The organism is Pseudohalocynthiibacter sp. F2068, assembly GCF_023015645.1.
In the GTDB taxonomy this organism is placed as follows: domain Bacteria; phylum Pseudomonadota; class Alphaproteobacteria; order Rhodobacterales; family Rhodobacteraceae; genus Pseudohalocynthiibacter; species Pseudohalocynthiibacter aestuariivivens.
Window position 1 is genome coordinate 182,450 of sequence record NZ_JALKAK010000006.1, and the last position, 21,138, is coordinate 203,587.

At 52.1% G+C, this 21,138-nt stretch carries 25 protein-coding genes; 23 read left to right on the top strand and 2 right to left on the bottom strand.

Going from position 1 to position 21,138, the window contains the following annotated elements; genetic code table 11:
* The first annotated feature begins 23 nt into the window (after positions 1–23).
* The 13 genes from MWU63_RS09450 to MWU63_RS09510 all read left to right on the top strand — a co-directional run bounded on the left by MWU63_RS09450 (position 24) and on the right by MWU63_RS09510 (position 10,378).
* The gene (locus tag MWU63_RS09450) at positions 24–1,211 is read left to right on the top strand and encodes an integrase arm-type DNA-binding domain-containing protein (RefSeq protein WP_247077662.1); all 1,188 of its coding nucleotides are present in this window, start codon (positions 24–26) and stop codon (positions 1,209–1,211) included.
* Positions 1,208–1,924: a hypothetical protein gene (locus MWU63_RS09455; protein WP_247077664.1), complete on the top strand. Its 717-nt coding sequence runs from the start codon at positions 1,208–1,210 to the stop codon at positions 1,922–1,924. The genes MWU63_RS09450 and MWU63_RS09455 overlap by 4 nt, the downstream gene beginning before the upstream one ends.
* An 88-nt stretch (positions 1,925–2,012) precedes the next feature.
* A complete protein-coding gene (locus MWU63_RS09460; protein ID WP_247077666.1) occupies positions 2,013–2,192 on the top strand; it encodes an AlpA family phage regulatory protein in 180 nt (59 codons plus the stop codon).
* Between the two features lie 2 nt (positions 2,193–2,194).
* Positions 2,195–2,692, top strand: a complete 498-nt coding sequence (locus MWU63_RS09465; protein WP_247077668.1) for a hypothetical protein — start codon at positions 2,195–2,197, stop codon at positions 2,690–2,692.
* Positions 2,689–3,861, top strand: coding sequence for a helicase RepA family protein (locus tag MWU63_RS09470; RefSeq protein ID WP_247077670.1), 1,173 nt, complete (start codon positions 2,689–2,691; stop codon positions 3,859–3,861). Before MWU63_RS09465 ends, MWU63_RS09470 begins: the two co-directional genes overlap by 4 nt.
* A 303-nt stretch (positions 3,862–4,164) precedes the next feature.
* Positions 4,165–5,490: a hypothetical protein gene (locus MWU63_RS09475; protein ID WP_247077672.1), complete on the top strand. Its 1,326-nt coding sequence runs from the start codon at positions 4,165–4,167 to the stop codon at positions 5,488–5,490.
* On the top strand, positions 5,487–8,168 hold the full coding sequence (locus MWU63_RS09480) for a hypothetical protein (protein WP_247077675.1): 2,682 nt from the start codon (positions 5,487–5,489) through the stop codon (positions 8,166–8,168). The genes MWU63_RS09475 and MWU63_RS09480 overlap by 4 nt, the downstream gene beginning before the upstream one ends.
* Positions 8,165–8,596: a DUF5681 domain-containing protein gene (locus tag MWU63_RS09485; RefSeq protein WP_247077677.1), complete on the top strand. Its 432-nt coding sequence runs from the start codon at positions 8,165–8,167 to the stop codon at positions 8,594–8,596. Before MWU63_RS09480 ends, MWU63_RS09485 begins: the two co-directional genes overlap by 4 nt.
* A complete protein-coding gene (locus MWU63_RS09490; protein ID WP_247077680.1) occupies positions 8,593–8,907 on the top strand; it encodes a hypothetical protein in 315 nt (104 codons plus the stop codon). Before MWU63_RS09485 ends, MWU63_RS09490 begins: the two co-directional genes overlap by 4 nt.
* Complete coding sequence (locus MWU63_RS09495; RefSeq protein WP_247077682.1) at positions 8,897–9,208, top strand: hypothetical protein; 312 nt, start codon at positions 8,897–8,899, stop codon at positions 9,206–9,208. Before MWU63_RS09490 ends, MWU63_RS09495 begins: the two co-directional genes overlap by 11 nt.
* A 36-nt stretch (positions 9,209–9,244) precedes the next feature.
* Positions 9,245–9,451, top strand: coding sequence for a hypothetical protein (locus tag MWU63_RS09500; RefSeq protein WP_247077685.1), 207 nt, complete (start codon positions 9,245–9,247; stop codon positions 9,449–9,451).
* On the top strand, positions 9,448–9,663 hold the full coding sequence (locus MWU63_RS09505) for a hypothetical protein (RefSeq protein WP_247077687.1): 216 nt from the start codon (positions 9,448–9,450) through the stop codon (positions 9,661–9,663). Before MWU63_RS09500 ends, MWU63_RS09505 begins: the two co-directional genes overlap by 4 nt.
* A gap of 214 nt (positions 9,664–9,877) precedes the next feature.
* Entirely contained in the window at positions 9,878–10,378 is a 501-nt protein-coding gene (locus tag MWU63_RS09510; protein ID WP_247077689.1) for a GNAT family N-acetyltransferase, read from the top strand.
* Positions 10,379–10,475: 97 nt separating this feature from the next.
* On the opposite strand, the gene MWU63_RS09515 is transcribed toward MWU63_RS09510, so the two are convergent.
* Entirely contained in the window at positions 10,476–11,180 is a 705-nt protein-coding gene (locus tag MWU63_RS09515; RefSeq protein WP_213887262.1) for a helix-turn-helix domain-containing protein, read from the bottom strand.
* 160 nt (positions 11,181–11,340) lie between these two features.
* Between MWU63_RS09515 and MWU63_RS09520 the strand changes: the two genes are divergently transcribed.
* The 8 genes from MWU63_RS09520 (at position 11,341) to MWU63_RS09555 (ending at position 16,561) form a co-directional block, all read left to right on the top strand.
* Positions 11,341–11,970, top strand: coding sequence for a class I SAM-dependent methyltransferase (locus tag MWU63_RS09520; RefSeq protein ID WP_213887261.1), 630 nt, complete (start codon positions 11,341–11,343; stop codon positions 11,968–11,970).
* Positions 11,971–12,115: 145 nt separating this feature from the next.
* Positions 12,116–12,532 (top strand): hypothetical protein, encoded by a 417-nt coding sequence (locus MWU63_RS09525; RefSeq protein ID WP_247077692.1) that lies wholly within the window; start codon positions 12,116–12,118, stop codon positions 12,530–12,532.
* A 299-nt stretch (positions 12,533–12,831) separates the two neighbouring features.
* Positions 12,832–13,260: a cytochrome c gene (locus MWU63_RS09530; protein ID WP_247077694.1), complete on the top strand. Its 429-nt coding sequence runs from the start codon at positions 12,832–12,834 to the stop codon at positions 13,258–13,260.
* A 64-nt stretch (positions 13,261–13,324) separates the two neighbouring features.
* Positions 13,325–13,756 (top strand): hypothetical protein, encoded by a 432-nt coding sequence (locus MWU63_RS09535; protein ID WP_247077707.1) that lies wholly within the window; start codon positions 13,325–13,327, stop codon positions 13,754–13,756.
* 59 nt (positions 13,757–13,815) lie between these two features.
* On the top strand, positions 13,816–14,013 hold the full coding sequence (locus MWU63_RS09540) for a hypothetical protein (RefSeq protein WP_213887258.1): 198 nt from the start codon (positions 13,816–13,818) through the stop codon (positions 14,011–14,013).
* 184 nt (positions 14,014–14,197) lie between these two features.
* The gene (locus tag MWU63_RS09545) at positions 14,198–14,530 is read left to right on the top strand and encodes an SHOCT domain-containing protein (RefSeq protein ID WP_213887257.1); all 333 of its coding nucleotides are present in this window, start codon (positions 14,198–14,200) and stop codon (positions 14,528–14,530) included.
* Between the two features lie 89 nt (positions 14,531–14,619).
* Complete coding sequence (locus tag MWU63_RS09550) at positions 14,620–15,441, top strand: cation transporter (protein WP_246531557.1); 822 nt, start codon at positions 14,620–14,622, stop codon at positions 15,439–15,441.
* A gap of 298 nt (positions 15,442–15,739) precedes the next feature.
* Positions 15,740–16,561 carry a cyclase family protein gene (locus MWU63_RS09555; RefSeq protein ID WP_247077708.1) on the top strand — a complete coding sequence of 274 codons (822 nt, stop codon included), beginning with the start codon at positions 15,740–15,742 and terminating at the stop codon, positions 16,559–16,561.
* Between the two features lie 482 nt (positions 16,562–17,043).
* On the opposite strand, the gene MWU63_RS09560 is transcribed toward MWU63_RS09555, so the two are convergent.
* Complete coding sequence (locus MWU63_RS09560) at positions 17,044–18,996, bottom strand: BTAD domain-containing putative transcriptional regulator (protein WP_247077711.1); 1,953 nt, start codon at positions 18,994–18,996, stop codon at positions 17,044–17,046.
* An 809-nt stretch (positions 18,997–19,805) separates the two neighbouring features.
* On the opposite strand from MWU63_RS09560, the gene MWU63_RS09565 reads away from it, so the two are divergent.
* On the top strand, positions 19,806–20,351 hold the full coding sequence (locus MWU63_RS09565) for a TetR/AcrR family transcriptional regulator (RefSeq protein WP_247077714.1): 546 nt from the start codon (positions 19,806–19,808) through the stop codon (positions 20,349–20,351).
* A 125-nt stretch (positions 20,352–20,476) separates the two neighbouring features.
* Positions 20,477–20,890 carry an ester cyclase gene (locus tag MWU63_RS09570; RefSeq protein WP_247077717.1) on the top strand — a complete coding sequence of 138 codons (414 nt, stop codon included), beginning with the start codon at positions 20,477–20,479 and terminating at the stop codon, positions 20,888–20,890.
* The last annotated feature ends 248 nt before the right edge of the window (positions 20,891–21,138 follow it).

The window sequence follows — 21,138 nt, forward strand, 5'->3', positions numbered from 1 at the left end:
TGGACTGTGGGGTGTACAGAAATATGGTGGCATTGAACAAGCTCTCGATTGCAGAAGTGAAAAACGCCAGGGTTGGCAAGATATCCGATGGTGGCGGTCTGTGGCTTCACAAGCGTGCGGATGGTGGCGCGCAATGGTTTCTAAGAGTCACTGTTCATGGCAGACGCCGGGAAATGGGCCTTGGGCCTTTGAGTGAGGTTGGCCTGAAGGAAGCGCGTGACGCTGCTCAGAAATGGCGCGCCGTTGTTCGTGAAGGCAAAGACCCTATCAAGGAACGGGAACGGTTGAAGCGTGAAGCCTTCCGTGAAGACCACACACTTGCGACTGTAGCGGAAGAAGCCTTTGAGGCCCGCAAAGCTGAATTGAAAGGCGATGGCAAAGCCGGTCGCTGGTTTTCACCACTTGAGAATCACGTCTTACCTAAGATTGGAAAGGTGCCTGTCGAGGATATTGACCAGCGGGACATAAAAAGCGCGCTTGCCCCAATTTGGCACGAGAAAGCAGATACAGCCCGAAAAGCCATGAACCGCCTCAGTATTGTGATGCGCCACGCAGCCGCAATGGGGCTGGATGTAGATGTACAGGCAACGGAGAAAGCCAAGGCGCTTCTCGGCAAAACAAGACACAAGGCTTCACATATCCCTTCTTTGCCATGGCAAGAGGTTCCAGCCTTCTACGAAAGCCTGTCAGATGGAACACCCACGCATTTGGCGCTGCGCCTGTTGATCCTGACAAACTTGCGCTCAAAGCCAGTTCGCTTTTGCAGGCTCGATCAGATTGAAGGTGACGTGTGGACCGTTCCGGCTGAGAACATGAAGGCCCGCAAAGGTCAGGCAACTGACTACCGGGTTCCATTGTCTAAAGAAGCACTGGCGGTGATTGAGGAAGCCAAGCCGTTTGAACGTGATGGGTTTTTATTCCCCAGCCAACGCAAGGGTGTAATCTCGGACGCAACGATGAGCCGTATGATGGAGCGCAGAGGCATGGAAGCACGCCCACATGGGTTCAGGTCCAGTTTCAGGACATGGGCCGCAGAAGCAACCGATGCTTCAGAGCAAGTAGCAGAAGCAGCCATGGCGCATGTTACTGGTTCCAGGGTTGAGCGCACCTATCGCCGGACTGATTATCTTGAACAACGCCGCGCCCTCATGGAGCGGTGGGCGGATCATGTAACAGGTGGTTCAGGTGAAGTTGTGAGGATGGTGAAATGAGCAAAGAGTTTTTTGAAGCAGTAAGTTGGGCTTGTGATCTATTTAAAGATCGTGTTGTCGATGGCAAACTAGATTTCTCGGAATTCACATTCGCTGATGCAGTTGCGTCCTACGGTCAAAAAAATGGATTAACTTTTTCCGATTCAATGTTGGAAGATTTGGCTGAACTTTCGGAAGAACACTGCGAGTTTTTCGATTTATGCATTAAAATTTGCAGTTCAAATATCCTCAGCGGCGATAGCATTCCGCATGGTCTGATCCTGTTTGCTTTCGAGGTGCTTCAGGACAAACGAAAGCGCAAGACACCAACTCACAGACCCCGAAAAAAAAATTGGTTGGAACTTTGGTACACCCATTCCGTTACCTTGTTGATTGAACGCCAATTTAGTCTGACCTTAACCCGTAGCGACTACGCGGCTCATTTTAGCGCATGTGATGCCGTAAAAAATGCGTTGAATAGTTTGGGACGTGAGACAAAGTACAGTGAGATAAAGAACTTAATGACTCACTCAGATAAGAAGATACTTCGTCAGGAATTTGCAGCCATAGACCGGATCAACTCGAGAAGCGTTACCTTTGACACCGAACTGCCAATGAATGCGCTCTCACCTGAGTACCACATTAAGCGTCAAGAACTGGAAACCAAACGTATGAATGTGGAGGCTGAAATCATGCGGGATATCAGAACTACTTTTTTGCCGAGCGGAAAATAAGCACCCGACTTATCCCGCACCGATTGTTTTTGCAAGATACTGTATTCTAATGATAATCTTGCTTCACCACGAAAGGAAATGGTGAAGCATGACATACTTGAACCTCAACCAGCTCTCCCAAAAACTTGGCGGACGTTCGCGGAGTTCCTTGTACAGGGATATTGAAGGCAAGCGTCTTCCCGAACCTATACGGCTTGGTGGTCGTCTCTACTGGAATGAAAGCCAGGTCGATGAGATGTTGACGCAGGCTCATGGTGAGGCGGCGTAACCATGAGCACGCAGCAAATAGAAAACGCCGTGCCCTCGGTAACTGGCAACGGCGTTTCCTTAAAGGGAAGTTCGAACACTCACTCGCCGAGCTGTACGCCGTTGCCGGGTCGCTCAACAATGTCTTTGTATGGCAAGGACGATCACAAACGCGTGAGCAAGATGCTTGGCTATGCCCTCACTTTGGGTGATGAGCGTGCTTGGACAGATGCTTCGGTGGTGTTTCAGGCGCGGCTCACACCCACCGAATGCGGGCGCGCCGCAGCAGCGTTTCTCCTGGCCCTTGATGAAGATCAGGCTGGTGAGGTTGCAGGGATGTTTCTGCACGGTGCTGGCATGCCGCAATCTCCACTTTTTTCTCCCATGGACCAGGCGTCTCATTGGGCTGATATGGCCTCAACCGGCGAACGCAAAGCCCATTGCCTTGCGTCCTACAATCGCCTTTCACCGCAGGATCAAGCCGCCTTTCTTCAGCACGTAAAGAACGGGGCTGCTACATGATGCGCGACTTTGCGACATATGAAGCTCAGGACGCAGAGCACCTTCAATTTGTCGGGAACTTGGTCGGCAAAATCACCCCTGAACTGACAGGGCGTGCCGCAGACCTGTCTTCGCAATTAAAACCGTTGCACGCAATCAAACCGGTTCTGCAGTCTCGCTATCTTGTCAAAGGCTGGCTGGATCGCGGCACCGCGTCTGTGGTCTATGGGGAAAGCAACGTCGGCAAGACTTTCTTTGCCCTTGATCTCTCAATGCATATCGCCGCTGCAAAGAACTGGCATGATTGCAGGGTGCCTCATGACGAGGATTATGCCGGGCCCGTGGTTTACGTCGCTGGCGAAGGCGGCAGAGGCCTTAACAACCGGATTGAAGCCATCAGGCGCGAACGCCCTGACCTCATGGAACATACCGAGGAAGATGGTGACTTTCTTCTTCTGCCCACAGCATTGAATCTCTGCAATTCAGGTGACGCAACAGCCCTTACCCGGGCTCTCAGCAGTTTAAGCAAATCCCCCTCCCTCATCGTGATTGATACGCTGGCACGCTCAATGGGCGACGGGGACGAGAACACCGCCAAGGACATGGGTGCGTTTGTGCGCAACATAGACCACCTGCGAAACGAGACTGGTGCGCATGTCATGGTCATTCACCACAGCGGTAAGGACACCTCAAAAGGTGCCAGAGGCAGCGGTAGCCTCAGGGCTGCTGTTGATACAGAAATCGAGTTAACGCGCTCAGGCGATGTTGTGATGGCTGAAACGCGCAAGCAACGAGATATGATTTGCGAAAAGGTTTTTGCCTACAAACTACGCGATGTCTTCATTGGCTATGACGAGGACGGAGATGCCGTAACTTCCGCAGTTGTTGAGCCCACAGATCCGGTAAAACACGAACCTAAAATCAGCGGCCAAGCCGAAGTCGCGCTGCAGGCGCTAGGCGATGCAATTCGCAAACATGGCGAGAAAAAGCAGGGTGACGACTACCCCAATGTACCCTGTGTTTTGTTGTCTCAGTGGCGTGATTCCTGCGATTTGCACGGTTTGGCGGATTCTGACGACCGGGACAGCATGAAGCGGGCGTTCAACCGCAACAAGACAGCGCTTCAAAGCAAGAATTTAATACGTATTTACAACAACTTCGTCTGGATGGTCCCAAATGAAAACCAATAGTGGGACAACCGGGACAAGCCGGGACAAGGACCTTTCGTCCCGGGACCAAATAGACGGGACATACGGGACACACCCCTTAGGGGGTGTCCCAGTTGTCCCGGTGGTCGAGAAATTCAAAGAGCAGGCAATGACCAAACCCCAAATCACTCCTTTCTCCCCAGGAATGCAGGCGCTTCTCAAAATGATTGCTGCGCCGGTTATCGCGGGAAGCAAAACCAAATGCATTGATTGGAACTGGCCTCGACTGGCTCACCACTCAAGTTTTGGTCTTCACTGAATACAGGCAACGAGGCAGCAAAAGAAATGACACAACTCAATTCAAACATCATCCTTCAGGGCAGACAGCCTGATATCGTCAACGCGCTTTCCAAGGGCACGCTCGCAGCAGCACAGACAAATACCGTTCAGCGTCAAAATGCGCTTGCCGATTTGTACCAAACGCAAGGGCCGGGAATAGCGAGTGGCAACCAGAACGCGCTCAATGCTTTGGCAACGCTCGACCCGCAGCAAGCCCTTGGTGTTCAGCAAACAAGATTGGGCATGGATGCAACGCGGCAAGGCATGGACGTGCTTTCGGCACAGGAACAACGAGCAATTCAGCAACACGCGGCAACCATGTCAGCGGCAGAACGTGCAACGGAGGCCAAAGAGATTGAGCAAGCTGTTTCCATGGGTATGCAGCTTCAGACATCTGAACAGTGGGACGCTATGATGCGTCAGTTCGATGAACCCACATTGATTGGCCAATTCGAGAACCGTGAAGTTATTGCCAGCCGTTATCTCAGCATTGCTGACTCGCTCAACCGCTTTGACGAACAAAACGCGCCGACTGACCCGTCGGACCAATACCGAACAGTTGGTGGCAACCTCGTAGACCTCAATGCAGAGGGTGGGCCTCAGGCTGTTGATTTCGGCGGGCAACCAAACACCACGGCGCGTGATGCGCAGGTTCAAATGCTGATGGAAACCGGCCTTGATGAAATCACAGCGAAAGGCATTGCTTCAGGGCGTCTTGCAATCAGCCGCGACCCGGTGACTGGTCAAGCGCAGGTCATCGACAAAGGAACAGGACGACCATTCACGCAAGGAACGCAGGCACCTGAAGAAACGTTAACCCCAGAACAAACCGGAACAATGCCAACTGGTACGGATTTTGATCAGGCAACAGGTGGCAGGGGCTTTGTCGCAAGTCTGGCGAACACGGTTTCGGATGCTTTGGGTGGTGGCTTGATTGATCCAAACAATGAACGGGCAACACAAGCCATGCAAAACCTTGCCACGCAAACAATGATTACCCTCGCGGACGGTGTTGCTGGCAGGCCTTCAAACTATCTTCTTGAGCAGTTCGAAAAGCTCACAACCACGCCGAACAGCATTTGGCAGGGCTCGGGGCGAACACGGGAACGCCTGAACCAAACCCGCGCGATGATTTACCAGGCCATCCTGATGAACCAGGACGTGGTGCAATCTGCGGTGACGCCAAAAATGCGGGCCGAGGCAACTCAGAACATGACCCGTCTTTCGCGGCTTCTGACCGACTACGACGCAGTTATCGAAAGTTTCGGAACACGCGGCAATGAAGGCGGAAACCAAACAAGCGGCGGCGTTTCATGGAGGGTTGTAGAATGACTGTTCTCGAAATCGAAGGCCGCAAGGTCGAGGTCTCTGACGACTTCCTCGTAATGAGCCCGGAAGACCAGGAGCGCACTGTTACCGAGATTGCGGAAGGCATGGGCGGAAACCAACCCGTCATGTCGGTTCTGAACGAAGGCATTGCACGCAGTGTCGGGGGTATTGTTGATGGTGCAACGCACTTAACGAACGAGTTTCTCTCGCCTGACAGGTTTATTTCAACACCTGACGGTGAGGGTAACTTTCCCATCACAGGGACCGAGTCCGGGCCAAAGATAGAAAACGCATTTGGCGGGTCAGAAAGCATTCGACAAGGCATGGAAGCGGTAGGGGCAGACCCTAGCCGCCGTGACCCGGAAAACATGTTTGAAAGCATTGTTATAGGCAGCGGTGAAGCCTTGGGCGCACTTGTACCTCTTGGACTTGGTGCAAAGCTTCTCTCGCAACTCACAGGCACTGCAAAAGGCGTTGGTGATACAATACAGCGACCATTTGTGAACACACCTGTTCGCGCGACTTCGGCAGAGGTTGCTGCAGGTGGTGGTGCGCGTGCCGGCGGTGACATTGCAGACGATTTGGCGGGTGAGGATTCAGGGACACTTCCAAGGTTTGCTGGGGAGGTTCTTGGTTCCCTCGCAGCAGCTACAGGGCCAGGAGCATTAACCCGTGCAGCAGGTGCAACAGCGCGGGCTTTGCCAGGTACCGGAACGGCTATTCGTGCCTCACAGAAAGCCATTGCACCATTTACCGAAGCAGGAGGTAGAGCGCGGGCTTCAGAGCGTCTACGCGGTCTCGTGGCTGATCCGGAACGAACAGCAGCAACGCTCGACTCCGAAAGCATTGGTGGGCTTACTCCGGCTCAACGAACAGGCGAAGAAGGCCTGATGCGGCTGGAAAATGCCATTGCAGACAACCACCCAGAAATCAGGGACAGGCTTGCAGCGCGGCGCATTCAAAGCCGGGAAACCTTGTCGGGAGATTTAAACGCTCCGGGGCAAGGCAGAACCGTAGACGATGCACGAGACTTCATTGAAAAACGGCGTGAGGAGTTTCGCACCCGTTTGACAGACAGGCTCAATGCAGCACGTCAGAATGCATCCAGTCAGCTTGAAAGCGTTTCTCCGCAAATGCGTGAATCCGCAAGCTCTGTCATTGTTCGTGAAGAAATCGAGAAAGCGTATTCCTCGGCATCAAACCAGGAGCGGTTTCTGTGGGGAAAAATACCACGAGATACGGCAGTCGGTACACAGAACGTGAAGACGGTTTTCACAGAAATTGCGGCAGATACATCGCGCGCGCAGTTCGATGATATTCCAACCGAAGCGCAACGTCTTCTCGGAGATGGTGGGTTTAGTGGATCTGAAACAGTTCGGGAAATGCATGGGCTCTACAGCCGGTTGCGCCAAACAGCCCGCGAAGCTCTTTCAGGTGTTGCGCCAAAGGAAAACCGGGCGCGTATCGCCAACATGCTGGCCGATGCAATCCTTGAAGACCTTGGGGCAATAAAACCAAACAGCACAGCGGTAGGCAGGCAGATCAACGAAGCCCGCGCTTTCTCCCGCGTGGTGAACGAAACCTTTAACCAGGGCACGGTTGGGCGCATCACAGGGCGTCAAAGAAACGGTGGTAATGCCATTGCTCCCGAAGTTGCCTTAAGCGCGACTGTTGGGCGTGCTGGAACGCGTGGTGCGGTTGCAGTGGATGACATTCGCAGCGCAACGGCAGGCGATACCGCAGACACAGCCATTCAGGACTTTTTGAAAGGTCGGTTTACGGATCGTACAGCACCACGGGGGGATTTCTCAGCAAATCGCGCTCAGGACTTCATGCGGGTAAACCGGGAGACCATGGACAGGTTTCCAACCCTTGCAGAACAGTTCACCAGCACAACAGCAACACAGCGTGCAGTTGATGTGACTTCCGACAGGGTGAATGCTATTGTTCGGGCATTAGATAATCCACGCGACAGCGTAGGAGCAGCGTTTGTAAATGCATCACCGGGGAATGAAGTTGCGGCGGCAGTATTCAAAACGAGGAACCCGGCGGCGGCGGCAGGAGAGCTACGGCGTCAAGCCTCAAGGGACCAGACTGGCAATGCTCTGGCAGGCCTTAAAAGCGGTTTTCTTGATTACCTAGTTCAAAGCGCCTCAAGAGGTCTGGACGCACAAGGCAATCGCAATGTTTCCGGTGATACCCTTTCCGGGCTTTTAACTGAGGGCAAAACAGCTTCAGCTATTCGCCAGATACTTGACCCCGCAGAGATACAGCGCCTGAATCGCGTGGCGCGGGAATTTCGGTTGCTGGATAAATCTGCGCAGGCTGGTTCGCTCGACGCACCTATTGATGATTTACCAAACACAATCATCAGCTTTCTGGGGCGTACCTTTGCAGCGCGACAAGGGGCCAAGGCTGGAGCCGGAACAAGTGGTGCATCGCTTCTGACGGCAAACTTCGCGTCTCGCCGGATGCAGCGGATTCTTGAAGGCCTGACCAACGACAGAGCGTCGGCTTTGCTGAGGGATGCGGTGGAAGATTCGGAACTGTTCGCAGCCCTTCTGACACCACAAACATCACAAACCCGCAGCAGGCATGTTGAGCGTCGTCTGACTGAATGGCTTGTTGGATACGCCGCAACCGAATTGAGCCAAGACAATGAGGAAGTGGGGGCGCAATGAACCGAAAAAGCGGAACGAATTCGGATAGAAACCCGGATGGAACCTTTGGTGAAGGCAATCCCGGAAAGCCCAAAGGAACCCGTCACAGGGTTACGCGTGCAATCGAAGAACTGCTCGAAGGCCAGTCCGAAGCCATCACTCAGAAAGCGGTTGATTTAGCACTGGAGGGCGATGGCCCTGCCCTTCGTCTTTGCATGGAACGCATAGCGCCGCCAAGGAAGGACTCTCCGGTTCAATTCGGCCTCCCATCCATGAAAAACGCAAGCGACGCTGCTGACGCCGCACAGGCGGTTCTGCAGGCTGTTTCGGGCGGAGATATCACACCACTCGAAGGTGCAGCGGTCATGGGGCTCGTGGAGCAGTACAGGCGCACCCTGGAAACGACAGAACTTGAAGCAAGGATAGCAGCGCTGGAGTCAGTGAAATGAGTATCGACAGGCGACTAAGCATTCTCGAAAAACTGGCAAAGCAAGCGCACGGAAAACTCTCAAACAAACCGAACGCAAAACAACAGCTATTGAAACTTTTGAATGTAAGCTCGGCTCGGTTGAAGGATGTGCAACCAACCGAAGAATGGTGCGCACGGTCCTCAAACGCGCAAATTGTTGCGATGGGATTGAATGAACTGGAATCCGGAAAACGCAGCCCGGTTCTTTGGCGCAGAATCTCGGATTCGGCAAAACTGGAAGGGCCAGTCGGAACTATATTCACAGAATTGGAGGCTCGGCATGGCTCTTAATCAGCGCGTCAAAAAACTTGAATCCTGCGTACCCAAAGAAATGAAACCGCTTATTGTATTCCATTCCATCGTTTCCGGCGGACACGGCAAGCCAATCGTATCAAGCCTGGATTATGCATCGATACCGCAATTGGGAATTGGTCTCACCAAGCGAGAAGAAAGCGAGACAGAGTTCGAGTTCAAACGCCGTTTTTACACCATTTTGAAGGGCAGAAAGAAGATTGAGGATATGACCCCTGATGAACTGCAGGCTGCACAGGCAAAGGCTGACGAAGAAATGGCGAGGGATGACAAACGATGAGAACCGCACTCAAACCCACACGGAGGTTCTGAGCAAATGGCCCTCAATCACAGGATCAAGAAACTGGAACAGCTCACCCCGCCTAAGCAGGAATGGCCGACGGTGTTCGTTTACTTTGGCGAAGAGGTGGATCATGCCATTATTCCCGGGTCAACAGCTGGAAAAATAGACCGCCAAGAGGGTGAGTCCGAGAAAGACTTCAAGCGCCGTGTTTACGCCATTAAGGGGAGTGGGAAAGCATGAATCCCAACATCCGTGCCGTGATTGGCAGCGACAGCACGATAACCTGCGAAGACGGCCTAAACATGGTTAGTGTAGCCGGTGGATCAGTAATTTCCCGCAAGGAGTTCGAGCCCGGCGAGGCTTTCTGCAATACCGTTGAGGCAGAACATCAGCGATGTGCATGGCGTTCCGATGGAACAGGGCAAGGGGATAGTTCGCCAGACTATTTATGAGGAAAAACCGTGCGTCTGAGTAACCGTGTGAAGAAGCTAGAAAACAAGGTCGGTTCAAGGCCGGGAGAGCTCACCTATACTGCGCGTGAGCGAACCCCCAAGGTTTTGCTCCAAGGTCTGCTATGCGGACAACGTTGCCGTCCGTCGAGAACTGGTTTTCAATCGAATGATCGGTTATTCTTTTGTCTGATACATTCATAGATTGACTAAGAACATGGACAACCACAAATTTCGCAATGCCTCACTATCGGATGCAACGCGCTGCTTTGATGTAGAGACATCAGCCTATGATGGCGATGAAGCTGCGACGCTTGAAAAAATATCAAAGCGTATCTCTAACTATCCCCAAGGTTTTTTGATCCTTGAAGTCGATAAAGTCGTTGTTGGCTTCATAAACAGCGGGTGCGCATATGACGTTGAAATGTCTGATGAAGATTTCAAAGAACTCATTGGACATGATCCGGCTGCTCCAAATGTCGTGATCATGTCAGTGGTGGTTGATCCAGGATATCAAGGTCGCGGCTTGTCCACCGCATTAATGTCCGAATTCGTTAAGCGTATGACTGACACGAAAAAAGAAACGATCCATCTTATGTGCAAAAAGCACGACGTACCCCTCTATGAGAAGTTTGGCTATCGGTACACACAGCCTTCTGAATCTGACCACGGCGGAGTTCAGTGGCATGAGATGATGATGGAACTCCCGAAGGCCTAAGGCGGTAGGTTTGAGCTTATCGGACGTTCGCTTCACCGAGCTTAGGCATCGGCTCTGCGGAACTTAGCTGTCATTGCCGTCAGCGATGTCAAAACCATTATATTTCCGCAATCGCTATGCCGTCCGTATCAGCGTAAATGCTGATCTTCAGCCAGCGCTTCATGGTCTTGCTAAGTATCGCCTCGCCACTCATGAAAAAACGACCCTCTTCGATCTCTCGGTCGAGGGTACGTCTGCCGAGGTAAATACCAGCCATAACCTCAACTGCCGTTTCGATGTAAAGGTCAACGTCAAATCCAGGGTCGGATGCACAAAGCTCAATTGGCTCACCGGGTCTCGAAATCAGCCAGTATGTCGATGCTGGCGACGTTGCATCCGAAAAGTTGAACCGCACGACGACCCTTCGCTGCGGCAGTTCATTTACGATTATCCGTTTCTGAAGCGTCCACATAAGGACATCCGCGTTTCGATCTTCCAGCGCGATGTCCGCTTTGATATGGCGCTGTGCCCATCGGGCAAGTCCTTGCAAAATATCATCGAGCTCTGCTGCCTTATCGGTCCGAAGGTAGTCGATATTCCCCGTAGCTGGATCTTCTACGCGTTCGATTAGTCCGTTTTCCTGCATCTCTCTAAGCCGGTTGGCCAACAAGGTTGGTGAAATTCCCGGTAGACCCCGTTTGATTTCATTGAAACGGGTCGAACCGCCCCAAAGTTCGCCAAGAATTTGGATCGTCCAGCGTGGATTCAGGACCTCACAGGCTTTGGACGTTGGACAAAATAGTCCGTAGGGTTTCGAAGCCATATTACCTCTTTACGTCAAAGGGGTGTTCCAATTGCAGCCTATCAAATCCCTTTGGGATATTGCCAGTACAAAATTTGTACCGGGGTTGATCCAGATTCTACACTGCCCTGGGCACAAGTAGACACGCCACTGTTGCCTATATGGAGAATGGAGACACCAGATGACAAACACGACTAATACGCTAGAGCATGTTTACAACGCGGAAGGGGCGCAAGCTATTCGAGAGAGCTATGAAGGCTGGGCATCAGATTATGATGCCGACAACATTGGCAACGGATTCAGGCTTCCCACCATTGGTGCAGCATTCGTTGCACGCCACGTTCCAAATGATGAGGGACCGATACTCGATGCTGGGTGTGGCACCGGCCTTGTTGGCGAAGCGCTGGCGATACTTGGTTATGAGGATATCGTCGGGCTCGACATATCTCCGGCGATGCTCAAGCTCGCCAAAAGGTTAGAAACCTACGATCGTCTGTATGAACAAAACTTGGGTCGGCCCATTCCCGAGGCCGACAACAGCTTCGCTGCCGTAACCTGTTTTGGGTCTCTTGGTCCCGGGCATGCACCGCCGGATTGTCTGGATGAGTTCATAAGAGTGACCCATCCGGGAGGGCACGTCATTTTTAACGTGCGGCCAGATACCTACGAGGAACAAGGATTGCGGGTCAAAATCGACGACCTATTGGCGGGTCCTACCGTCCGAGAAGTGGGACGTTCACCCAACTTCAGGCCGTATCTTTTGTCCGAACCAGAGCTCGGGGCACAGATCTTTGTCTTTCAAGTCGTGTAGGGGTTCAGGTTAGCGAGCCCAAATTTTAAGACGTTGGTATCGCACTATCCAAAGGTCTTGTTTGGGCTCGAAGCGGTCATCTGATAGTTTTAATCAGGTTTTTCCTTGGTCATCCTGCAATCGATGGTGGGCTATCCATGAAGGCATGGAGCCGGAAACCGTTGATGCACTCAAAGCAGATGCGGAGCGTTTCCTTGATCCAGACCGTGACCCCATTGTTCCACTCTATCGCCGCTGGAAAGCACTCTGGGAGACAACATACAAACTCGTGGATGAATGCCCGACAGGAAACTGGGATGCGCCGGAACTCTCCGAAGCTGAAATCGAAATGTACAAGATTGAGGGTAAGATGATCACTCTTGTGCCGGTATCAATCGAAGGCCTCGTTGCGCTTGCAGATTACCTGTGGCTGAAAGAAGGGCCCAGCGCGCGTGTCGGCACGGAGAAATGGTGTGAAGAGCTAACCCGCATAGAGTACCTGCCAATCCGCCGTATACGCCACGGAGCGGCACTTATGGCCGGGGTTTCCTTGAGCGAAGTACCAGGAGCAAAACCCATCTGAGAACACGACAGGCTGGCTTCGTTTAACATCAAGGCCAGCCACCCGGTGGGGAAAACCGGAGTTTAGCGCATGAATTGTTACTCGATAAATCGTCGCTGGTCTGACCGCTTTCTTCCCGAAATCAAACAGATTGTCGGGGCGCAATTGTTACGTGAAGCCCCAGATGAACAAGACTGGCACAACTCCACCGATTGATTCAGATTGATCAATATCAATGCACCCGAGATGATTTATTGCTTGTCTCGAAACCGCGCGCGACAGAAAACCACGCGCGACAAAACTGGAGGAGGAAAGCGGTTATGCGAGCGATAATTTCGGTTATTTGTTTTTCTGCGAGTATCATTGGTTCAATGTCCACATTGCATGCGCAAGGCATGACATTGGGAGAATTTGAGTATCGAAACAGTTGTGTTGCATGTCACGGAGTTTCAGGCAAAGGCGACGGTCCGGTCACCGATTTCCTGTCCGGTGCTGTTCCACCAGATTTGACTGTCCTGCAGAAGAACAATGGCTATGTCTTTCCGGTAAGTGCAGTTTTTGAGATGATCAATGGCAGCGATGTTGCCAGCGTCCATGGCACTCGAGATATGCCCATTTGGGGAACCCGTTTCCGCGAAAGGATCACTGATGTAGACGATCCCGATTTCTCTCCCTCGGAGATTGAAATATATGCTGGTACCCGCGTACTTGCACTGATCGAATATTTGGCGAGTATCCAGGCCCAATAAGATGCTGCGACGATAGGCATCTCTCGAGACAGCGCATGTTCAGGTGACCGGGTAAGTGCGCTAGTTGGACATGTCTTTCCTGCCGCGAAGATGTTGCGAGTCCGGCTATGTCCATCGCTACCCCTATCAGTTCACCATACGTGCCAGGGTCACGTCAGGGGCCGAGACAGAGCTATCCAAGATTGTGAATGGCAAGGGCGATTGGATGTTCTACGGCCACTCCAACGAGCGTCAGGACGGCTTTGCGTTGTGGTGGTTGATTGACCTAAACGCATTCAGAGCAGCGCTAATCCGCCAAACAGCAAACGGCTACAGTATTAGCTGCGGTGACATGGCCAATTCGGATGGCACCTGTTTCAAGTGGTTTGATATCAGGTCGTTTCCAACATATCCGCCGTTGGTAGTGGCCTGTTCCTACGATTATTCCATGGATTCAGGGAACCCACCTAAACAGAAACAAAACATCATTTCGACAACTTTAAAGTGCACACCTTAACAACATAGAGCGCGAACGCATTAATAATTGTTGAACCAGCCCCTACGGAGGGACGAGTTATGAAGCCCATGTTGACTGAAATGATCAAGAACTTTTGCACGAACGAATCTGGTGCGATCACCGTTGACTGGGTTGTTTTGACCGCTGCTATCGTCGGGCTAAGTATAGCAATCATGGTTACGGTCGGGGGCGCGACTTCTGATCTGGGCGACGTAGTCTCTGGCAGTCTCGCAACCCAAGGTATTGCTACCTTCTAATTAGCAAAACAATCCTATCCAATTGGTGCAAATCACCAAGTCTGGCACATCACACAATAGTTATTACGACGGCTTGAAGCGAATTGTCATAAATCAACGAAACAAGTTAGCTTGTCGGATATGGTTTCATCTTCGATGGTCGACACATTCTGATTTGACTATCGCGCAAACGGAGGATTTCGAAATGAAAAACCTTATCGCTACAGTCCTCGTGTGGCTTATCGCATCTTTTCCGGTGTTTGCTCAAGGTAACGAAGCTGGATATGGGTACGGCCACCCACATATGTCAGGATATGGATACGGAGGTGGGTGGATGTTCCTTGGCCCAGTTTTCATGTTGTTTGTTCTGGTCATGCTCGTGGTCGGTGTATTTGCATTGATGCGTTGGATGGGATTGGCACAAGGTGCTGTGCCTAACAGTACAGACAGCGCGATTGCGACACTGAACCAGCGCTTGGCAAAAGGCGAGATTGACGCTGAGGAATATGCTGAGCGCAAGGCCTTGTTGTTGGGCTAGTGTGATTCAAGAGTTGGGTATCGTTCATCGAATATGAGAACAATGTCCTGTTTTGATTGGCTCGGAACACCGGCAGGCAAAATTATCAGATGGATGAAGTCGTAAGATACCAAGTAACAGGCATGGATTGCGCCTCATGCGCAGCGAAAATCGAAAAAGCTGTGCGCTCGGCGGGCATTGATAACCCTAAAATATCAGTAGCGTCACAAGTACTAACCCTAGAAGTAGACCAAGCAGACCGTAGGCTTTCATCTGTCGAAGCCGCTGTTTCGAACGCCGGGTATCACCTCGTCCGGCTGGAGGACAGTGACAACGGTGCAGGCACCATACAGACACATACGAGTGCAGACTATCGTCAAGCGCTCTATATCGTCGTTGGTCTTAACATTGGATACGGCATCATTGAGATGATTGGAGGGGTTTTCTCAGGATCGCAGGCCCTCAAGGCGGATGCATTAGATTTTTTGGGAGATGGGTTGATCACCTTTCTTGGCCTCCTTGCAATCGGCTGGCGCTTAATCTGGCGCGCCCGCTCTGCGCTTATTCAGGGCCTTTTTCTTGGTGCTCTTGGGATAGGCGTTATCATTAATACGATTTATCGAATGGCCACAAATCTGCCGGTCAACGCTGAGCTTATGGGTGGCATCGCGCTCATTGCGTTGGCAGTAAACATTGCTGCGGCCCTGATCCTCGTTCCGCACAGGACAGGGGACGCGAACGTTCGTGCGGTATGGCTCTTTTCCCGCAACGATGCGATTGGCAACATCGCCGTGGTCGCTGCGGCGGGATTGGTCAGTTGGACCGGCACTCCATTGCCTGATCGAATTGTGGCGTTCATCATCGCCTTTCTGTTTTTACATTCATCTTGGATCATCGTGCGAGATGCACGAAACGACATGCATATTAGTTAATGATAGCCTTGGGTTCTCAGAAGACAAAAGGCGCAGCAGAGGACTTTCAAAATTACTTCGACCAACTTACGAGGTCGAGGTTAAACCTATCCATAAAGCGAACGGCAATCGCCATGTCGTTGAAATAGAATGCGCTTGCCTCAATCCCAGGCACTGAATCGCTGTTCCATGAAAAAAGTTACGATGTCACCTGACATAAAAAGCTTGGTAGAATTCACCTTGCGGCTTTAACCTTAGTAGGTACACGCCTTTTTGAGCGTGTGTGATGGGAACTATCAATCGAGGGGAGAATATCGATATGTGTGATATTTGTGTTATGAACGCAGTAAAAGAGAAGATGCTGTCGCGCCGTGATTTCTTTCGGGCGAGTTTGGCAACAGCCGCCGCAGCGACCGTCGGCGGTATAATAACCACACCACCTGCAATGGCGGCGGGACATGGCGAGGTTGTGGATATGACCCACACCTATGATGAAACGTTTCCCACTTATTTCGGCACGCCGGGCTTTTCTAAAGAAGCCGTATTCAATTTCGCCGACAATGGCTTTAACGTGTTTAACCTTTCGATCAATGAACACACCGGAACCCATATCGACGCCCCTTTGCATTTTTCAGCAGATGGAGCTTCAGTCGATGAGATTCCGATCAGCGACCTTGTTGTGCCGCTCTGCGTCGTACATATCCACGAACGCGCGGCCAACGATCCAAATGCGCAAGTTACCCCTGATGACCTGAAATCCTGGATCGCTGCCAATGGCCCCATCCCTGATAAAGCCTGCGTCGCGATGCATTCGGGATGGGACGCCAAGACCGGCGGCGCCGGTTTTCGCAATGCTGATGACGCAGGAGTCATGCATTTCCCCGGCTTCCATATCGAAGCGACGCAGATGCTTTTAGAGGAAACCAACGCTGCCGCGCTCGCAGTGGACAGCCTGTCTCTGGATCACGGGCCAAGTGCTGATTTTGCGACGCATTACGCGTGGCTACCTACGGGTCGCTACGGGATCGAGTGTTTGGCAGGTCTTGCCAAAGTGCCTGTCGCTGGGGCCACTCTCGTGGTCGGCGCACCCGTCCATAAAGGTGGCTCTGGCGGGCCTAGCCGCATTTTCGCGATGGTATAAGTGGGGTCAGTCAAATTTCATGAAACAAAGTGGTCGGCGCCTAAGTGCTGACCATTATTTCTAAAACGCTGTAAGAACGAGCCCGACGCGGATAACCATTCCTGCATTTCTGTGTACTGACGCCCGTATCCGTCTTCAGGCACCTTAACCCTAATGCGGATTGGGAACGCTTGTTCGTCTTTGGCTTTCTTGGGGGAGCGGGAGCGTGTTCTCATGAGGAATGATAGTCGCACACATCAGACATTTGCCAAGCATTTGTTCAACGTCTGCTGAGCGGACAATCCGGACTCATGCTGCCACAGCGAATGCAAGTGCAGAAAGCCGAAAGCGATGCTCGCTTGTGCAGAATTGGAACTTTGGCGGTGCGGCAAAATTCCCCCATTCCGGACATTCAACAGTGTCGATCTCAGCGGATTTCAAACCAACCATTCGCTGCGGTCGGTATCTTTCATCGAGATACGAGATGGAGTAGATGGCAAAAGTCAATCCGGCAGGCCAGCTAGGCGTAGCCCTTGAGCAATATGCTCCCAATCATCTGGTCGTCGCCACATGGTGCGAAACCCGCCCAGAGCAGTTTCAATTGTATCGGCATCGGCTCTCAATCCTGACAGGTGCTGATCTCGTACGCGTGCTTCCTTAAACTCGGCCAGCGTAAACAACGCCTCCTCACTCATACCCAAACGCGCTTGGGCACCTGCGCGAAATGCCAGCCCAAGTGAATTTAGCAACGATGCGCCGTTCAGGGTCCTAACAACATCTGAATCCCGTCCCTGAAACGAAAACATTTGACCCGATATCCACTCGAAAGTTGGCGGCAACGTAGTCCTGCGCTTGGCAACAGCTTCGATAATGCCAGCCGCTTCGTCGTGTTTGCCCAGCATCAACAAGGCATATCCGCACCACGACAAGGATTCGATTTCGTTCTCGGCCATGGACAATGCGTTCATAATTTGCGCCTCTGCCGCGTCCCAATGTCCCATGACGTGAAGAGCAAAACCAAGATGGTCTTGGATGTGAACATCGAGTGGGTCCAGCGCTACAGCACGGCGCGCGTGATAGAGCGCTTTTTCCTTACTGTCTGCTTCCAACTGGCCAAACCAGTGCTGCACGACATAGCTGTCGGATAGATACATGTGCGACCGGGCAAGCCCCTGGTCTTTTTCGACCGCACGCTCCAAGTGGACCCGAGCTTTCAAATTGCCTTCAAGACTGATTGTGTCACGCAGGCGCTTGCCTAAGATCATCAGCTCGTAGGCCTGCAATTCATCGGATGGCTTTCGCCTTGCCTTTTCGGCAATGTCATCTTCGACCCGATATGGGATTGCTCCGACAAGGTAGCGTGACAGATCGTCTTGTAGGTCAAACAAGTCCTGTTTTTGGCGGTCCAGACGTTCTGCCCATTTCACCGCGCCGCTTGCGACTTCTACCAATTCTACGGACAAACGAAGCCGATCGCCCAGCCAACGCACGCTTCCCATCAAGAGATAGTCCGAGCCAAAATCCGCCGCCTGCGAAAGAGGATCTTCAGCCGCGTCCATCCCCAAATTCGATGGACGAGAAACAACGGCAAGCGTGGAGAACTTTGACAGCTGAGTAATCACATCTTCTGCCAGACCTTCCGCGAAGTACCGATAATCCTGAACGTCACTGAGTGTTTTGAACGGCAAAACCAAAACCGTAGGAACGCTTATAGAGGTCGATTTCGTTGTTTTTGTACCATCCGCCTTTAACAACTTCGTCTTCAGAGCAACCAGTTCCGGACCAATCTCAATGCCCAGTTCGTTTTGCATGAGTCGTTTGAATTCATCGAACTTGATTTGCACGCGGCTACGCTCGCCTTTGGCCGCATGCGCTTTCAGGCATAGTGCCATGCCAGCCTCTTCATATTGATCCAAGAAGAGAATCCGGTCTGCTGCCTGTAAAGCCCATTGCGCATCACCTGAAGCCAGAGCCGCGCTGCCTGCGTCAAACAGGGTGTCCCGCACCGCGCGAGCGCGCAAGGCCCGTTCAGTTGCTAGCCATTCTTCAAACGGTGGCTCATTGATCGATATTCCGTCAAGAAAAGGACCCCCGAAATTCGAGATGATATCACTTGAATCCATAGTTTCATCGTCAAGCGCATCAATATCCAGCGCTACCACACTACGATCCAGCGCCAGCATCCCGCCGTTCGACACTATGATCTCATCCCCGTCGGTCGCAGTTCTGATAACCGAAAGGGCCTGACGCAGATTGGTTCGGGCCTGGGCGTCGGGGCTCCGGCTCCAGAGCATCGCTGCTGCCTGCTCTCGTCGCAAACCACTGTTTGCAGCGACCGCAATCATCGCGAGAAGCGCCACGGTCTTCTGCGTGGACAACTGAAGAGCATTGCTTTCGCTGTCGGTAACCAGCGGAGAACCCAACAATTGAACAAAGTATTTTTTTTTATTTTTCAACCGATAACACCGTTTTCGGTGCCATTTGCAGTCCAGTCATCCGATTTTACGAGTTCCGAACGCCTTATTTCACACCGTTAGAACGCAGTATCGCCACGTTGAGGGTCAAGCACAACGAAAACTTGAAAGGAAAGAAGATGTGGCTCCCCAATAACGATGAATTTCAATACTTTAAACACTATGAACGCGATTTGAGGCGTGACTTTGAAAAACGCCGATTTGCTGCACCGACCCGGATCTTCGCCGCGAAGAACCAACCGGGCCCAGTCCAAGGAACAAACTGGCCTGCCGCGGCTAATGCATTTTTGGGGCGCTGTGTCCCGGGAAGGATGGCCTCGATCTCCAATTTATTTCGCATCAGTTGATAGCGGCGATTGCCAGCGACCGGTCATTCATCGGTCGCGTCATTGCCCCTGGGCGATCCTTTGAATCCGCACGCACTTCCCAGGCTTTGCTCGTCGAAATATAGCTGCACGTTGCCCGAATGGCCGCATTTTCTTCTGCTTTGCAGCGAGAGTAACTCAGCGACACAGCAGGTCAACGTGCTGCGAGTGCTCGCGGCAAAATCTTAGCACATACGGTATGGGCTCAGAGCGACCCTTAGCTGCGTTCTGCACAGACGACCGAGAAGCGGACGAAACGGACAAGGAGCTGATGTGCGGCGGATTTCAAAAAAAGCTTCAGCGCCTGAGCGTTTGAATCCCTGCAACCGTGGATTTCGACCGTTGTTATCGACACTCCTTGAGGTTTTCAAGCGAACATTTTAATATTATGCAATGGGCAGACCTAGATCATATTCCCGAGACGCGGTGGTCGAAAAGGCCATGGGGGTGTTTTGGCAGAACGGCTACAAGGCGACTTCTGTCAGCAACATCGTCCGCGAAACCGGATTGAATACAGCCAGCATGTACAAAGAGTTCGGCGACAAGGACGGGCTCTTCCTTGAGGCACTCGAATACTATCGCGGCCATATTATTGGACCACGCTATCAGATTTTGATCGACAACCCCAACCTGTCAGGAATCGAAAAGTTTCTCAAAAACGTCATGACCGGGGCTTCCAAGACGGAATACAAGGGTTGCCTGATGATGAATCACATGGCGCAGAAACACGCGATTAGCCCGGATGCAGCGCAGCAGATCGGCGAGTTCAGTGCTGAGATAGAATCGCTGATTGAAACCGCCCTTCGCAACGCGCAATCGGAAGGGCAGATTGAACCGGACAAGGACCCGAAGCAGCTTGCGAGCTTTGTGGTTTTCTGTGTTCACGGCACGGTTCTGTATGGACGTCATGACGATAAAAAGGGCGTGATTCCAAGCTTTTACGACATGGTTATGGGCGCGTTGCTCAGTTGAGAAAACCAAACTACTGTTTTAAAGTAGATATTTTAAAACAAATATTTTAATATATTCCTGTCCAGGCCAGCCAGCCAATTGAGGGAAGCCGGACCAAGGTAACACTGGAAAAAGGGAGCAATACGATGACAATTTCCGAGACTGCGAGGGCCTTCTTTGATGCCTGCGAAACCGGCAAAGGCTGGGAAGTGTGCCAAAACCATTGCCATGCGGGGGCTACCTTTTCATGTCAGGCAGATGCACTGGCCGACATTGCGACGATTGAGGGCTACACGGCCTGGACGGCAGGGCTTTTGACTCCGGTCCCGGATGGACACTACGACCTCAAGTCCTTTTCGACCGACCACGAACGAAGCATCGTGGTAGCCACGTCTGTCTTCAAGGGCACACAGTCTGGTGAAGGTGGTCCGGTCCCGCCCACGGGCAACAAAGTTGCGGCCGAATACGCGTATGTCATGGAGTTTGAGGGTGACAAAATTGCCCGCATGACCAAGATCTGGAACGATGCCCATTCCTTGAAGCAGCTCGGTTGGGTGTAACCAAACAAAAGTTCAAGAAACGCCGCACCCACGGGGCGGCGTCTTTCGTCGCTATGGCCTTGTTCTCAACCCAACACGCATTTTTGAGCGAGTGAGGAGAAGTCACTTTGGGCTCGTTGCCGTCGTTCGACGCCAGACCGCCTAAAGGCCGCTTTCAACCACCAAATGTCCGGGTGTTGGCCTAACCATCTGAGACTGAGACATTCTCCCAGACGTACGAACGACCGCTATTAAGGTTTAAACAGACG